Raw genomic sequence first — 14,175 nt, forward strand, 5'->3', positions numbered from 1 at the left:
GCCGGGGGCCGCGGTCCCGGGCTCACGCGGGCCGCCCCGCGCGGCCTCCGGCTCCGGCCCGGCGTACGTCACGCACCGGGTCCGGCTCCGGGTCCGGCTCCGGCTCCGGCTCCGGCTTACGTCATGCCCCGTCAGGGTCCGCCCGGTCCAGTGCGGGGCGCGGCCCCGGGCCGGTCTCCAGCAGCAGATGGTCGGCGGCGGCGGTGTCCGTGACCAGGCTCGTCACCAGCCCGGAGCGCAGCACCGCACCGATCGCGGCGGCCTTGCGCCGGCCGCCCGCGATGGCGACGACCTCCGGGATACGGCGCAGCCGGTCCGCCTCGACCGTGATGCACCGCTCGCCGAGGTCCCGGCCGATCCGCCGCCCCTCGGCGTCGAAGAGGTGAGCCGACATCTCGGCGGCGGCACCCAGCGAGGCGTAGTGCTCCCGCTCCTGGTCCGTCAGCATGTCGTAGACGGTCGAGACGCCCGGCTCCCAGGAGCCGATGGAGACACAGGCGACGGTGACCTTGTCGAAGTAGTCGAACGCGCGGGCGATGCCGGTCTGGCGGCGCAGCGCCTCGGCCGTCGCCGAGTCGGGCAGCAGCATCGGCGCGTAGATCGGGTGCGCCTCGCCACCGGCGACATCGGCCGCGCGGCGCACCGCCTCGACGGAGCCGCGGTCGGCGGTCCCCGCGTCGTAGACACCGGTCAACTGCACGACGGTGCACGGCGGGAGGCGGTGCAGCGCGGCGGCCATGTGAATGGTCGACCGGCCCCAGGCCAGCCCCAGCACATCGCCCTCGGCGACCAGCTCGCCCAGCAGGTCGGCCGCGACCTCGCCGAGGTTCTCCGGGTCGGCGGCGTCCTCCGGCGGGGTCTGGCCGCCGAAGGCGGGGGGAGCGTCGGCGGGCGACTCGACGACGACCGCGTGCCGCAGGCCGTAGCGGGCCCGCAGGGCGTCGGAGCGCTCGGCGTCCAGCTCGGAGGGCACCCGGATCTCGATCCGTACGAGATCACGCTCCAGCGCCGTCTCCAGCACCCGCGCGACCTTGAACCGGCTGACGCCGAATTCCTCCGCGATCTGAATCTTCGACTTGCCCTCAAGATAGAAACGGCGGGCCATGGCCGCGGCCTGCACCAGCTCGGCAGGGCCCATTCCGGACTGTGGGCGGCTGGCTACCACGAAATTCTCCCCTTTTGCGCATCTGATCGAGTCTTTGCTCATCCTTTCAGAAACCCGGCGGCAACGGGGACCATCAGCGCCCCGACCCTCATGAACGCTCGGTGGCGCCACGCACAAGGGGCGGCGCGGCCGCGCCACGAGGAGATTCCCGTGGCCGGAATGGGCCGGGCCGCCCGCGTCCCCGCTCCGGAACTCAGTGCGCGCAGCCCCAGCCCGCCGCCGCGGTCGCCGTCTCGGCCTTCTCGCGCAGGTCCCGGACCGCCTTCGCCGGATCGTCCGCGCCGTACACCGCGGAGCCCGCGACGAACACATCAGCGCCCGCCTCCGCGCACCGCTCGATGGTGGCCGCCGAGACGCCACCGTCCACCTGAAGCGCCAGCTGAAGGCCGTGCCGGGAGATCAGCTCACGGGTACGGCGGATCTTCGGCAGCATGATGTCCAGGAAGGCCTGGCCGCCGAAGCCGGGCTCCACGGTCATGATCAGCAGCATGTCGAGCTCGGGCAGCAGATCCTCGTACGGCTCGATCGGCGTGGCCGGCTTCAGCGCCATCGACGCCCGCGCCCCCTTGGCCCGGATCTCCCGCGCCAGCCGCACCGGCGCGGCCGCCGCCTCCACATGGAAGGTCACGGAACCGGCCCCGGCCTCGATGTACTGGGGCGCCCAGCGGTCCGGGTCCTCGATCATCAGATGCAGATCGAGCGGGGTGTCCGTCGCCTTGCTCAGCGACTCGACCACCGGCACACCAAGGGTCAGGTTCGGCACGAAGTGGTTGTCCATGACGTCGACGTGCAGCCAGTCGGCGCCCTCCACCGCCTTCGCCTCCTCGGCGAGCCGAGCGAAGTCCGCGGACAGAATGCTGGGGTTGATCAAGGCCATGCCCCCAGTATGGCGTGCGGTCCGGGGGGCCAGGGAGGCGGGACGGCCGTCCCTCAAGCCACCCGGCGCAGCAGGGCCAGGTACATCGCGTCCGTGCCGTGCAGATGGGGCCACAGTTGGACGTCCGGGCCGTCGCCGAGGGCCGGGACGCCGGGCATCAGGGGGCGGGCGTCGATCCATTCCGTCTCGAACGGTTCGCCGCCCCGGCCCTTGAGGACGTCGTCCACCACGGCGCGGGTCTCGGCCGGATGCGGTGAGCAGGTCGCGTAGCCGACGACGCCGCCGATCCGGACCGCCGCGAGCGCCTGCCGCAGCAGCTCGCGCTGGAGGGGGGCGAAGCCGTCCAGGTCCTCGGGGCGGCGGCGCCAGCGGGCCTCCGGGCGGCGGCGCAGCGCGCCCAGGCCGGTGCACGGCACGTCCACCAGGACCCGGTCGAAGGCGCCGGGCCGCCAGGCGGGGCGGGTGCCGTCGGCCGCGATGACCGCGTACGGGCCGGGGTTGCCCTCCAGCGCCCGGGCCACCAGACGGGCGCGGTGCGGCTGCTTCTCCGACGCCAGCAGGGCGGCGCCACGCTCCGCGGCGAGCGCCGCCAGCAGCGCCGCCTTGCCGCCGGGGCCGGCGCAGCCGTCGAGCCAGGCACGGTCGGGGCCCTCGACGGGCGCGTTCGCCAGCGCCAGGGCGACGAGCTGGCTGCCCTCGTCCTGCACCCCGGCACGCCCCTCGCGCACCGGGTCCAGCGCGCCCGGCTCACCGCCCTCCGCGAGCCGCACCGCGTACGGGGACCAGCGCCCGGGGAGCGCGCTCTCCTCGCCGGCCACGGTCAGCAGTTCCTCGGCGGTGCTCCGGCCGGGCCGGGCGACCAGGGTCACCTCGGGGCGCTCGTTGTCCGCCTCCAGCAGGTCCTCGATGCCGGCCCGGCCGCCGCCGAGCGCGTCCCACAGGGCCGAGACGATCCAGCGGGGGTGTGCGTGCACGAGGCCGAGGTGGTCCTCGGGGTCCTTGTCGTACTCCGGGGCGACCCGCTCCAGCCAGCCGTCCAGGTCATGGGCCGCGACCTTGCGCAACACCGCGTTGACGAACTTCGCCCGGCCGTCGCCGAGCACCACCCGCGCCAGTTCGACGCTGGCGCTGACCGCGGCGTGGCTGGGGATACGGGTGCCGAGCAGTTGGTGCGCGCCGAGCGTCAGCACGTCCAGGACCGGTGGGTCCACCTCGCGCAGCGGCCGGTCCACGCACTGCGCGATGATCGCGTCGTACGTGCCCTGCCACCGCAGCGAGCCGTACACCAGCTCCGTCGCCAGCGCCGCGTCCCGGGCGTCGAAGTCACCGCCCTCACGCGCCTTGCGCAGCAGGGGCGGCAGGACCAGATTCGCGTAGGCGTCGCGCTCGTCGACGGCCCGCAGCGCCTCGAACGCGAGGATCCTGACCGGGTCCTTCTGCGGACGGCGATAGGGCTTGCTGGGGCGACGGCCTGGCTGCTGACTCACAGAAAAGGTGCTCCGGATACGGGAAGAAGGATCCCTCCCAGCCTACGCGGACCCGGTGGCGGCGTCCCCGGGGGAGGGATGGGGGTGCAGTGGGCGGCACGGCGGCCGCCCCTCGGGAATACCGGCCCGCCCCCGTCACGTTGTGGGCCCGTAGGGGGCGCTTGCACCCCCTACGGGATGTGTTCGCCCGCCCCCTAAGGCCTGTCCCCCAGCCGCTCCCCGCCCTCGATGCGCACCCCGCGCGCCCAGTCGGCGGCCTTCATCGGCTTCTTGCCCTGCGGCTGGACCCAGATGAGTTCCACGGGGTGGCTGCCCGTGCCGACGTGCACCGCCTTCTTGGTGACGGCGAGTTCGCCCGGCGCCAGGCCCAACTCCGCGTGGTCCGCGGCGGAGACGGCCGACATCAGCTTGAGGCGCTCACCGCGGAAGACCGTCCAGGCGCCGGGCGCGGGCGCGCAGCCGCGGATCACCCGGTCGACCCGCAGTGCGGGCGCCGCCCAGTCCACCTTGGCGTCCTCGACCTCGATCTTGGGGGCGAGCGTGACGCCCTCGGCCGGCTGCGGCACCGCCTGGAGCGTGCCGTCCTCGATGCCGTCCATCGTCGCCACCAGCAGCCCGGAACCGGCGAACGCCAGCCGGGTCAGCAGATCGCCGCTGGTGTCCGTCGGCCGGACCTCCTCGGTGAGCACCCCGAAGACCGGGCCGGAGTCCAGGCCGGTCTCGATCTGGAAGGTCGAGGCGCCGGTCACCTCGTCCCCCGCCAGCACCGCATGCTGCACGGGCGCCGCGCCCCGCCAGGCGGGCAGCAGCGAGAAGTGCAGATTGACCCACCCCTTGGCGGGAATGTCGAGCGCGGCCTTCGGGAGCAGCGCACCGTAGGCGACCACCGGGCAGCAGTCCGGCGCGATCTCCCGCAGCCGGGCCAGAAAGTCCTCGTCGCGTGGCTTGGCGGGCTTGAGCACCTCGATGCCCGCCTCCTCCGCCCGCTCCGCGACGGGGCTGGCGACCAGCTTCCGGCCGCGTCCGGCGGGGGCGTCGGGCCGGGTCACCACGGCCACGACCTCGTGCCGGTCCGAGGCGATCAGGGCATCGAGGGCGGGTACGGCGACCTCGGGGGTGCCGGCGAAGACAAGCCTCATGGGTGGCGAACTACCTCTCACACGCAGCGGAACGACGCACCAGTCTATGGGTCCAGCAGGAGGCCATGGGCGGTGGTTCGAGGGGGCGTACACGATTTCCCGCGCCTTGTAGGAAAGCTCGTACGCCCCCATACCGTGACCAGAGCCGCTGCTGTCGCGTTGGTCAAACAGCATTGACCCGGGCCGGGCCGCTCTGGCGGCCCGCTCGTATCACTTCCTTCCTATTTCACGCCGGTTCGAGAGGCTTGCTCATGGCCGACCACGCAACCCACGACGCCCAGGCGCGCGCCAGCCTGCATCTCCTGGTGCGGGACATCGAGCGGGTGCGCCGGCAGGTGGACGCACTGCGCACGCTGACCGCTCAGCTCGGCAACGTCTACCGGCCTCGGCGCACGGGCCCTTCCGCGGGCTTCGTCGTCTACGGACGCGCGCCCGCTCCGACGGTGCGCCTCGCCCAGGAACTGCGGGACAGCATCGAAACCCTCGTCACGGCCGCGGTCGACTTCGACCGTTCGCTGGGATTCTCGTGGGACGCGGTGGGTTCGGCGCTCGGCGTCACCAAACAGGCGGTACACCGTCGTTACGGTGCCCGCAGAGCCGCGGCCCAGCCCGCCGCGGAGGCCAACGGCGCCGAGCCGACGGTGCGTTCGCCCGAGTCCACCGCGACCCGTGCGGTGACCGTGGCCGCGGGGCTGCCCGGCGCGCCGTCCGTCCCGGCCGCCCGGTCCATGCCCGCCCAGCCCTCCGCGGCCGCCCGCGACGAACCGGCCCGGCCGGGCGCCTTCCCCGGCCCCCGCAACGGCTGAACCACCCGCGACACCGGGCGCCTTCGCCCCCACGCCGCTCGCCAACGCCCCGGGACGCCGCCCTCGGTCCCGGGGCGGCGCCATGTCCGGGGTGGGGGCTTACGACGGCTCACCCAGGCGGACGCTCACCCCAGGTCGGGTGGATCGATCCGGACCCGTACGGCCTCCCCCTCCCGCTTGACCAACCGGGCCGCGCGGGCGGCCTTGAGCGCGGCGGCGAGGGCCGCACCCTGACCGGGGCGGACCCGGACCAACGCACGCTCCCACTGCTCGCCCGGCGGCGGGTCACCCGGCCGGCGCGGGCGGGCGGGGTCCGGCACCGGAAGCGGTACGGGGCCCAACACCTCGGCGCCCGCAGGGAGTTCGGCGGAGTTCAACAGCTCGGTGACATCCTCGACGCGGCCCGCCACGGAGGCCATCCGCGACACCGGCGGGAAACCCAGCTCGGCCCGCTCGGCCAGCTCACGGACCGCATGGCCGACGGGATCCCAGCGCACCAGCGCCTGCACCGGCCGCAGTGTCGGCTCCGCGATCACCGCGACCGTGCCGCCCGCCGCCTGGCCGCGGACCAGCGCGGCGGCACCCAGCCAGCGGCGCAGCGCCTCCTCCCCCGCCCGCAGGTCCGGCCGCCCCAGCAGCGCCCAGCCGTCCAGCAGCAGCGCGGCCGCATACCCGTCGCCCTCGGCCACCGGCTCCGCGCCCGGGGTGCTCACCACCAGAGCGGGGACACCGGGCACCGTGGCCAGCACATGGTCCCGCCCCGAGGTCCGCACCGGCACCGCCGGGAACACCCGGCCCAGCTCCTCCGCCGTCCGCCGCGCGCCCACGATCTGCGCCCGCAGCCGCGCGCCGCCGCACTCGGAGCAGTGCCAGTCCGGCTCCGGGCGGCCGCACCACGCGCAGCACAGCTCGCCGGCCTCCCGCGCCTCCAGCGGGCCCGCGCAGGACCGGCAGCGCGCGGGGGTACGGCACCGTTCGCACGCCAGCCGGGGCGCGTATCCCCGGCGCGGGACCTGGATGAGCACCGGTCCGCGCTGAAGGCCCTCCCGCACCACCTGCCAGGCCATCGACGGCAGCCGGGCGGCCCGCGCGGCGGCATCCCGCGCCTCGTCACCGTCGCCGACCGTACGCACCAGCGGCGCCGCGGCCCGCACCTGTTCGCGCTCGGCGGTCAGCGGGCGCGCCCAGCCCGTCTCGACCAGCTGGGCCGCCTCGACCGTGCAGCTCAGCCCGCCCAGCAGAAATCCCGCCCGCTCATGGACCGACCGCTGGATGAGCACCTCACGGGCATGCGGCTGCGGCGCATGCGGATCGCTGTGGCTGGCGTCCCCGTCGTCCCAGAGGGCGACCAGGCCCAGGTCGGCGACCGGCGCGAACATCGCCGCCCGGGTCCCGACCACGGCGCGCACCGCGCCCCGGCTGACCGCCAGCCAGCGGCGATAGCGCTCCTCGGGCCCGGCGTCGGCGGTCAGCAGCACATGCCGACCGGCACCGATCAGCTCGCCGAGCGCCGCGTCCACCCGCGCCGCGGCCCGCCCGTCCGGCACCACCACCAGCGCACCGCGGCCGCCCGCCAGCGCCGCGGCCGCCGCCCGCGCCAGCTCCTGCGGCCAGGTCGCCCCGGGCAGCGCCGTCCACACCGCACGCGGCGCGTCCCCCCGGGTGAGCGCCGCGAGGAATCCGGCGCCGGCGCCGTAGCGCTCCCAACTTCCGGCTTCCGGGGGCGGGTTCGGCGGCAGAGGGGCGGGCGAGGGCTTGGCCTCCGCGCGTGCCCGTCGGGGCGGGACCGCCAGCTGCACCACATCGGCGAGCGTCCCGGCATAGCGGTCCGCGACCGACCGGCACAGTGCCAGCAGCTCGGGCGTCAGCACCCGCTCGGACGACAGCACCTGCGCGATCGGGGCGAGCACCCCCCGGTAGTCGCTCTCCGCGACCCGCTCCACGATGAATCCGCTGACCAGCTTGCCGCCCTCGCGCCGACCGCCCTTCTCCCCCGCCCCGAAGCGCACCCGGACCCGGACCCCGGGCTGTGCCTCGTGATCCATCGCCGCCGGGACCGCATAGTCGAAATACCGGTCGAGGTGCACCAGCCCCTTGTCGACCAGCACCCGCGCCACCGGCAGCTCGGCGGCCAGCTCGGCCCCCCGCCAGGTCCGCGGTCTGGCCCGCTCGGCCTTGGTCTCCCGCACGGCCTCCCGGATGAGGGCCAACTGCTCGCCCGCATCCGCCGCCCCCGCCTCCGGTCGCCCGTTCTCCCTGCTCACAGCATCAGTCTTAGCAGACCGCACGGACAGTGCCCGGCGGGCTGTGGACAACCGACGGCCCCGGACCGCCGAGCGGTCCGGGGCCGTGGTACCTCACACGGGCGCTACGGGACTTACAGCCCCGCGGCCGCCTTCAGCGCCTCCACGCGGTCCGTGCGCTCCCAGGTGAAGTCCTCCAGCTCACGGCCGAAGTGGCCGTAGGCGGCGGTCTCCGCGTAGATGGGACGGAGCAGGTCGAGGTCGCGGATGATGGCCGCCGGGCGGAGGTCGAAGACCTCGCCGATGGCCTGCTCGATCTTGTCGGTGTCGACGGTGGCGGTGCCGAAGGTCTCGACGAAGAGACCGACCGGCTCGGCCTTGCCGATCGCGTAGGCGACCTGGACCTCACAGCGGGCCGCGAGGCCGGCCGCGACGACGTTCTTGGCGACCCAGCGCATCGCGTAGGCGGCCGAGCGGTCGACCTTGGACGGGTCCTTGCCGGAGAAGGCGCCGCCACCGTGGCGGGCCATGCCGCCGTAGGTGTCGATGATGATCTTGCGGCCGGTCAGACCGGCGTCACCCATCGGGCCGCCGATCTCGAAGCGCCCGGTCGGGTTGACCAGCAGACGGTAGCCGTCGGTGTCCAGCTTGATGCCGTCCTCGACCAGCTGGTTGAGGACGTGCTCGACGACGAACTCGCGGATGTCGGGCGCGAGCAGCGAGTCCAGGTCGATGTCGCTGGCGTGCTGCGAAGAAACCACGACGGTGTCGAGGCGGACGGCCTTGTGGCCGTCGTACTCGATGGTGACCTGGGTCTTGCCGTCGGGACGGAGGTAGGGGATGGTCCCGTTCTTGCGGACCTCGGACAGACGGCGGGAGAGCCGGTGCGCGAGGTTGATCGGGAGCGGCATCAGCTCAGGGGTCTCGTCGCAGGCGTAGCCGAACATCAGGCCCTGGTCGCCGGCGCCCTGCCTGTCCAGCTCGTCGTCATCGCCCTCGACGCGGTTCTCGTACGCGGTGTCGACACCCTGGGCGATGTCCGGGGACTGCGCGCCGATGGACACCGAGACGCCGCAGGAAGCGCCGTCGAAGCCCTTCTTGGACGAGTCGTAACCGATGTCCAGGATCTTGTTGCGGACGAGGTTGGGGATGTCGGCGTACGCCTTCGTCGTCACCTCGCCGGCCACATGCACCAGGCCGGTGGTGATCAGCGTCTCCACGGCGACCCGGGACGTCGGGTCTTCCTTGAGGAGAGCGTCGAGGATGGTGTCGCTGATCTGGTCAGCGATCTTGTCGGGGTGGCCCTCGGTGACGGATTCCGAGGTGAACAGGCGGCGGGACACATCGCTCCCTGGGGTTGCAGCGGCTGCTGGCTGATCATTGGCGGACGGGCCGAGAGCTGCGCTCGGCCCGATCCACTCGCCAGTTTATCGGTCGGATGCGGCGTTCGGGCACACGGTCTCGATTTATGGACCCCCCGTGACCTGGGACACCGCGGCTTACGCTAGGACGATCACCTTGAGAATGGTCCGGGTCAAGGGGACATGCCCGATTTTGCAGGGCTGACGGAGTGATTCCGGGGCCGCTTCGGCGCTTCAGCGACGAGTCTCGGCCAGGCGGGGTGCGACCAGGTCCCAGACCGTGTCGGCCAGGGTTTCTTTGGGCCCGTACGGCACCGGGGTCTCGGTTCCGTCGGCCGCGAGGATCACCGCTTCGTTCTCCGCCGAGCCGAAGGCCTTGTGCTCGCCGACCTCATTGACGACGAGCAGGTCACAGCCCTTGCGGGCGAGTTTGGCGCGTCCGTTGGCCAGCACGTCGTCGGTCTCCGCGGCGAAGCCGACCACGAGCTGGCCCGGGTGGGCCCGCTCGGCGGAGAGCTCGGCGAGGATGTCCGGATTTCGCACCAAGGCGATGGGTTCCGGATCCTGGCCCTCGACCTTCTTGATCTTGCCGGAGGCGTAGACGGCGGGACGGAAATCGGCGACGGCGGCGGCCATGACCACCGCGTCGGCATCCGCGGCGGCCTTCACCATCTCCTCACGGAGCCGGTGGGCCGTACCGACGGGGATCACGTCCACACCGGCCGGATCGGGCAGCTCGGTGTTGCCGGCGACCAGGGTGACCCGGGCACCGCGTGCCACCGCCGTACGGGCGAGCGCGTAGCCCTGCTTGCCGGAGGAGCGATTGCCCAGGTAGCGGACGGGATCCAGCGGCTCGCGGGTGCCGCCCGCGCTGATCACGACATGGCGCCCGGCGAGATCCTGCTCGGTCGCCCGGGCGCCACGGGCCAGTACCTGGCGACAGAAGGCGAAGATCTCGACCGGGTCGGGGAAGCGGCCCTTACCGGTGTCGACGCCGGTCAGCCGGCCCACCGCGGGGTCGATCACCAGCGCGCCGCGGCGGCGCAGGGTGGCGACGTTCTCCTGGGTGGCGGGGTTCTCCCACATCTCGGTGTGCATCGCGGGCGCGAAGATCACCGGACAGCGGGCGGTGAGCAGCGTGTTCGTCAGCAGATCGTCGGCGAGGCCGTGCGCGGCCTTGGCCAGCAGGTCGGCGGTGGCGGGCGCGACCACGACGAGATCGGCGGCCTGGCCGATACGGACGTGCGGGACCTCGTGGACGGACTCCCAGACCTCGGTGCCGGCCGGGTTCCCGGACAGCGCCGACCAGGTGGCCTCCCCGACGAAGTGCAGCGCCGAAGCGGTCGGCACCACGCGTACGTCGTGGCCGGACTCGGTCAGCCGCCGCAGCAGTTCGCACGCCTTGTACGCGGCGATCCCGCCGCTGACCCCCAGGACGACCCTGGGCCGCTCCCGCTCCCGCTTGTCCATCGCTTCGCCGCTCCCCGGGCTAGGTCCCTACGTATGCCCCTATGACACACCAAGGGCCCGGCTGGGCCCCTCCCAGCGTTAGCTGGAGGAGCTCCGCCGGGCCCTTGGTATCTCGCTGCGCTGCTTACTGGGCGGGGCCCTCGATGGCCTCCGAGGTCAGCAGACCCGCGTTGATCTCGCGGAGCGCGATCGAGAGGGGCTTCTCGTGGACGTGCGTGTCCACGAGGGGACCGACGTACTCGAGCAGGCCCTCGCCGAGCTGCGAGTAGTACGCGTTGATCTGGCGCGCGCGCTTGGCGGCGTAGATCACAAGGCTGTACTTCGAATCGGTGGCCTCGAGAAGCTCATCAATGGGCGGGTTGATGATGCCCTCGGGTGCAGTGATGGAAGAGGACACTCTCTACCTTCCGAAGGGGGATGAAGCGTGGGTGTAACGCAGAAGTCCTGGTCGTCCGGGGAGCTGCGCGGTCAGCCGCTGGTGTTCCGGTCCCCGGATCGATTCAGCATCAAGGCTAGCAGCTCGCGGCTGACGTCCTCGACGGAGGTGTTGACAAGCGTCACATCGAACTCTTTCTCCGCTGCCAGCTCGACCCTGGCAGCGGCCAGCCGGCGCTCGATGACCTCCGGCGCCTCCGTGCCCCGTCCGGTGAGCCGGCGGACCAGCTCGTCCCAGCTCGGCGGGGCCAGGAAGACCAGCTCGGCCTCCGCCATGGACTCGCGGACCTGGCGGGCGCCCTGGAGATCGATCTCCAGCAGGACCGGTTCCCCGGACGCCAGACGGTCCAGCACCGCCTTGCGGGGGGTGCCGTAGCGGTTGCCCGCGAACTCGGCCCATTCGAGCAGCTCACCGTTGGCGATGAGCTTGTCGAACTCCTCGTCCTCGACGAAGAAGTAATGGATGCCGTGCCGCTCCCCGGGCCGTGGCTTGCGGGTGGTGGCCGACACCGAGAGCCAGACCTCGGGGTGGACCTTGCGCATATGCGCGACGACCGTGCTCTTGCCGACCCCGGAGGGGCCGGAGAGCACGGTCAGCCGCGGCTGTCTGGCCGGGGGCGCGGGGGTCGTCCCCCGGGAGACGTCAGAACTCATGCAGCGATTATTCCAGCTTCCCGGTGATGCCGGAAAATTCAGGAAGCGGTGCTGCCGAACTCGCGCTCCAGCGACGCGATCTGGTTGGAGCCAAGACCCCGGACTCGGCGGCTTTCGGAGATGCCGAGCCGCTCCATGATCTGCTTGGCGCGGACCTTGCCGACGCCCGGCAGGGACTCCAAGAGGGCGGAGACCTTCATCTTGCCGATGACGTCGTTCTCCTGGCCCTGCTTGATGACCTCATGGAGGGAAGCACCGGAGTGCTTGAGCCGATTCTTGACCTCGGCGCGCTCCCGGCGAGCCGCGGCGGCCTTCTCGAGCGCGGCTGCGCGCTGTTCAGGGGTAAGGGGCGGAAGAGCCACGCCTACGTCACCTCGGATGTCGAACTGTCGGATACGGACCAGTGTGGAACCTAGTCACCCCACACGTGCGGAGCAACGAGCAACGCGCTTACGTGCAGTGCTCTCGACGGAGACTAGCGGCCGAGGGCGCCAGAGTCAGCGAGAACAGACGAAAAGTCCTGGTCAGACTCTGCTGACCAGGACAATTCGGGACTAAAGTCCCCGTCTTTCGAGTCCTAGGCGAGCGCGGTGCGCACTTCGTCGGCGAATCGGTCCGCCGCCGCGCGCAGCGCAGCGGGGTCCGGACCGTGCCGCAGCACCCCCCGGCTGACGCTCGGCACGACGTTGTGCACGGCGTTTCCGAAGACCTTCGGCAGGTCGGCGGGCGTGGCGCCCTGTGCGCCGATGCCGGGGGCGAGCAGCGGACCGTTGATCGCCAGATCGAACGAGGAGAGATCGCCGAGCGTGGCGCCGACGACCGCGCCGAAGGAACCCAGCGGTTCGGCTCCGGCGTTCTCGGCGGCAAGATGGCCGAGCATCGTCGCCGCGAGGGTGCTGCCGTCCTCGCGCACCGCCCGCTGGACCTCCGCGCCCTCCGGGTTGGAGGTGAGGGCGAGGACGAAGAGGCCGGCGCCGCTCTCGCGGGCCAGGTCGACGGCCGGCCGGAGCGAGCCGTATCCGAGGTACGGGGAGACCGTCAGCGCGTCCGAGAACAGCGGGGAGTCCTGGCGCAGGAAGGTCTCGGCGTAGGCGGCCATGGTGGAGCCGATGTCGCCGCGCTTGGCGTCCATCAGGACCAGGGCACCGCGTTCGCGCGCCTCGACGACGGCGGTCTCCAGGACGGCCAGGCCGCGCGAGCCGAAGCGCTCGAAGAACGCGGACTGCGGCTTGAAGACGGCGACCGTCTCGCCGAGGGCCTCCACTACCGTGCGGGTGAAGCGGGCCAGGCCCGCGACATCGTCGTTCAGGCCCCAGTCGGCCAGCAGCGAGGCATGCGGGTCGATCCCGACGCAGAGCGGGCCGCGCTCGTCCATGGCCCGACGCAGGCGCGCGCCGAAGGGGGCGGCCGGCTGGGCGGCTTCCCGGGTCATCCGGTCACCTTCTTGTGCTCGGCGCCGACCGCGTCGGCGAGGGTGGCGTAGGGGCTGTTGCGCAGGCGGGCGGCCAGCCCCTTGTGGATCGCGCGGCACCAGAACGGGCCCTGGTAGATGAAGGCGCTGTAGCCCTGGACCAGGGTGGCGCCGGCGAGGATGCGCTGCCAGGCGTCCTCGGCGTTCTCGATGCCGCCGACCCCGATGAGGGTGATCGTGTCGCCGACGCGGGCGTAGAGGCGGCGCAGGACCTCCAGGGAGCGCTCCTTGACGGGCGCGCCGGACAGTCCGCCGGTCTCGGCGATCAGCTTCGGGTCGGAGGTCAGCCCGAGGCCGTCGCGGGCGATGGTGGTGTTGGTGGCGATGATCCCGTCCAGGCCGAGCTCGACGGCGAGGTCGGCGACCGCGTCCACGTCCGCGTCGGCGAGGTCCGGGGCGATCTTGACCAGCAGCGGGACCCGGCGGTCGGTGACCGTACGGTCGGCGGCCTCGCGGACCGCGGTCAGCAGCGGGCGCAGATGCTCGACGGCCTGGAGGTTGCGCAGCCCCGGGGTGTTCGGGGAGGAGACATTGACGACCAGGTAGTCGGCGTGCGGGGCGAGCCGCTCGGTGGAGGTGACGTAGTCCGCGGTCGCCGCGTCCTCCGGTACGACCTTGGTCTTGCCGATGTTGACGCCGACGGTGGCCGGGAACACCGGGTTACGGGCCGCCAGACGGGCCGCCACGGACGCGGAGCCGTCGTTGTTGAAGCCCATCCGGTTGATCAGCGCGCGGTCCGGTACGAGCCGGAACAGCCGCTTCTTGGGGTTGCCGGGCTGCGGCTGCGCGGTGACCGTGCCGATCTCGACATGGTCAAAGCCGAGCATGGTCATCCCGTCGATGGCGACGGCGTTCTTGTCGAAGCCGGCGGCCAGGCCGAAGGGGCCGTGCATCCGGCGGCCCAGGGCCTCGGTGCGCAGCTCCTTGTAGCGGGGCGCGAGGGCGGCCGCGAGGAAGGTGCGCAGCACGGGGATGCGCACGGCCAGCTGGATCCAGCGGAAGGCCAGGTGGTGGGCCTTCTCGGGGTCCATGCGCTGGAAGATCAGTTGGAAGAAGAGGCGGTACAT

The 14,175-nt window shown here is 72.6% G+C and carries 13 protein-coding genes; 1 reads left to right on the forward strand and 12 read right to left on the reverse strand.

Annotated features, from left to right (window positions below):
* Window positions 1-121: 121 nt before the first annotated feature.
* The 4 genes from TU31_RS20575 to fmt all read right to left on the reverse strand — a co-directional run bounded on the left by TU31_RS20575 (window position 122) and on the right by fmt (window position 4,668).
* Complete coding sequence (locus TU31_RS20575; protein ID WP_042156821.1) at window positions 122-1,138, reverse strand: sugar-binding transcriptional regulator; 1,017 nt, start codon at window positions 1,136-1,138, stop codon at window positions 122-124.
* Between the two features lie 220 nt (window positions 1,139-1,358).
* A complete protein-coding gene (gene rpe, locus TU31_RS20580; RefSeq protein ID WP_042156824.1) occupies window positions 1,359-2,042 on the reverse strand; it encodes a ribulose-phosphate 3-epimerase in 684 nt (227 codons plus the stop codon).
* A 53-nt stretch (window positions 2,043-2,095) separates the two neighbouring features.
* Window positions 2,096-3,529 carry an RsmB/NOP family class I SAM-dependent RNA methyltransferase gene (locus TU31_RS20585; protein WP_042156825.1) on the reverse strand — a complete coding sequence of 478 codons (1,434 nt, stop codon included), beginning with the start codon at window positions 3,527-3,529 and terminating at the stop codon, window positions 2,096-2,098.
* Window positions 3,530-3,723: 194 nt separating this feature from the next.
* Entirely contained in the window at window positions 3,724-4,668 is a 945-nt protein-coding gene (gene fmt / locus TU31_RS20590) for a methionyl-tRNA formyltransferase (RefSeq protein WP_042156827.1), read from the reverse strand.
* A gap of 251 nt (window positions 4,669-4,919) precedes the next feature.
* Between fmt and TU31_RS20595 the strand changes: the two genes are divergently transcribed.
* Window positions 4,920-5,474 (forward strand): hypothetical protein, encoded by a 555-nt coding sequence (locus TU31_RS20595; RefSeq protein ID WP_042156829.1) that lies wholly within the window; start codon window positions 4,920-4,922, stop codon window positions 5,472-5,474.
* A gap of 125 nt (window positions 5,475-5,599) precedes the next feature.
* Here TU31_RS20595 and TU31_RS20600 read toward each other — a convergent pair whose 3' ends face one another.
* The 8 genes from TU31_RS20600 to TU31_RS20635 all read right to left on the reverse strand — a co-directional run bounded on the left by TU31_RS20600 (window position 5,600) and on the right by TU31_RS20635 (window position 14,175).
* Window positions 5,600-7,738, reverse strand: a complete 2,139-nt coding sequence (locus tag TU31_RS20600) for a primosomal protein N' (protein WP_042156831.1) — start codon at window positions 7,736-7,738, stop codon at window positions 5,600-5,602.
* A gap of 113 nt (window positions 7,739-7,851) precedes the next feature.
* A complete protein-coding gene (gene metK, locus TU31_RS20605) occupies window positions 7,852-9,060 on the reverse strand; it encodes a methionine adenosyltransferase (protein ID WP_042156834.1) in 1,209 nt (402 codons plus the stop codon).
* A 252-nt stretch (window positions 9,061-9,312) separates the two neighbouring features.
* Window positions 9,313-10,548: a bifunctional phosphopantothenoylcysteine decarboxylase/phosphopantothenate--cysteine ligase CoaBC gene (coaBC, locus tag TU31_RS20610; protein ID WP_042156837.1), complete on the reverse strand. Its 1,236-nt coding sequence runs from the start codon at window positions 10,546-10,548 to the stop codon at window positions 9,313-9,315.
* 124 nt (window positions 10,549-10,672) lie between these two features.
* Entirely contained in the window at window positions 10,673-10,945 is a 273-nt protein-coding gene (gene rpoZ / locus TU31_RS20615; RefSeq protein WP_005319902.1) for a DNA-directed RNA polymerase subunit omega, read from the reverse strand.
* Window positions 10,946-11,016: 71 nt separating this feature from the next.
* Window positions 11,017-11,637: a guanylate kinase gene (gene gmk, locus TU31_RS20620; RefSeq protein ID WP_042156842.1), complete on the reverse strand. Its 621-nt coding sequence runs from the start codon at window positions 11,635-11,637 to the stop codon at window positions 11,017-11,019.
* Between the two features lie 38 nt (window positions 11,638-11,675).
* On the reverse strand, window positions 11,676-11,999 hold the full coding sequence (locus TU31_RS20625) for an integration host factor (RefSeq protein WP_006607450.1): 324 nt from the start codon (window positions 11,997-11,999) through the stop codon (window positions 11,676-11,678).
* Window positions 12,000-12,214: 215 nt separating this feature from the next.
* A complete protein-coding gene (gene pyrF, locus TU31_RS20630; protein WP_042156846.1) occupies window positions 12,215-13,069 on the reverse strand; it encodes an orotidine-5'-phosphate decarboxylase in 855 nt (284 codons plus the stop codon).
* Complete coding sequence (locus TU31_RS20635; RefSeq protein ID WP_042156848.1) at window positions 13,066-14,175, reverse strand: quinone-dependent dihydroorotate dehydrogenase; 1,110 nt, start codon at window positions 14,173-14,175, stop codon at window positions 13,066-13,068. Before TU31_RS20635 ends, pyrF begins: the two co-directional genes overlap by 4 nt.

The sequence above is a fragment of the Streptomyces lydicamycinicus genome (assembly GCF_000829715.2).
GTDB classification, from domain to species: Bacteria; Actinomycetota; Actinomycetes; order Streptomycetales; family Streptomycetaceae; genus Streptomyces; species Streptomyces lydicamycinicus.

Bases quoted from the DNA above. Each gene is read 5' to 3' on its own strand.
- TU31_RS20575 (WP_042156821.1), bottom strand. From the start codon at position 1,138: ATGGGCCCTGCCGAGCTGGTGCAGGCCGCGGCCATGGCCCGCCGTTTC.
- rpe (WP_042156824.1), bottom strand. From the start codon at position 2,042: ATGGCCTTGATCAACCCCAGCATTCTGTCCGCGGACTTCGCTCGGCTC.
- fmt (WP_042156827.1), bottom strand. From the start codon at position 4,668: ATGAGGCTTGTCTTCGCCGGCACCCCCGAGGTCGCCGTACCCGCCCTC.
- TU31_RS20595 (WP_042156829.1), top strand. From the start codon at position 4,920: ATGGCCGACCACGCAACCCACGACGCCCAGGCGCGCGCCAGCCTGCAT.
- coaBC (WP_042156837.1), bottom strand. From the start codon at position 10,548: ATGGACAAGCGGGAGCGGGAGCGGCCCAGGGTCGTCCTGGGGGTCAGC.
- gmk (WP_042156842.1), bottom strand. From the start codon at position 11,637: ATGAGTTCTGACGTCTCCCGGGGGACGACCCCCGCGCCCCCGGCCAGA.
- pyrF (WP_042156846.1), bottom strand. From the start codon at position 13,069: ATGACCCGGGAAGCCGCCCAGCCGGCCGCCCCCTTCGGCGCGCGCCTG.
- TU31_RS20635 (WP_042156848.1), bottom strand. From the start codon at position 14,175: ATGTACCGCCTCTTCTTCCAACTGATCTTCCAGCGCATGGACCCCGAG.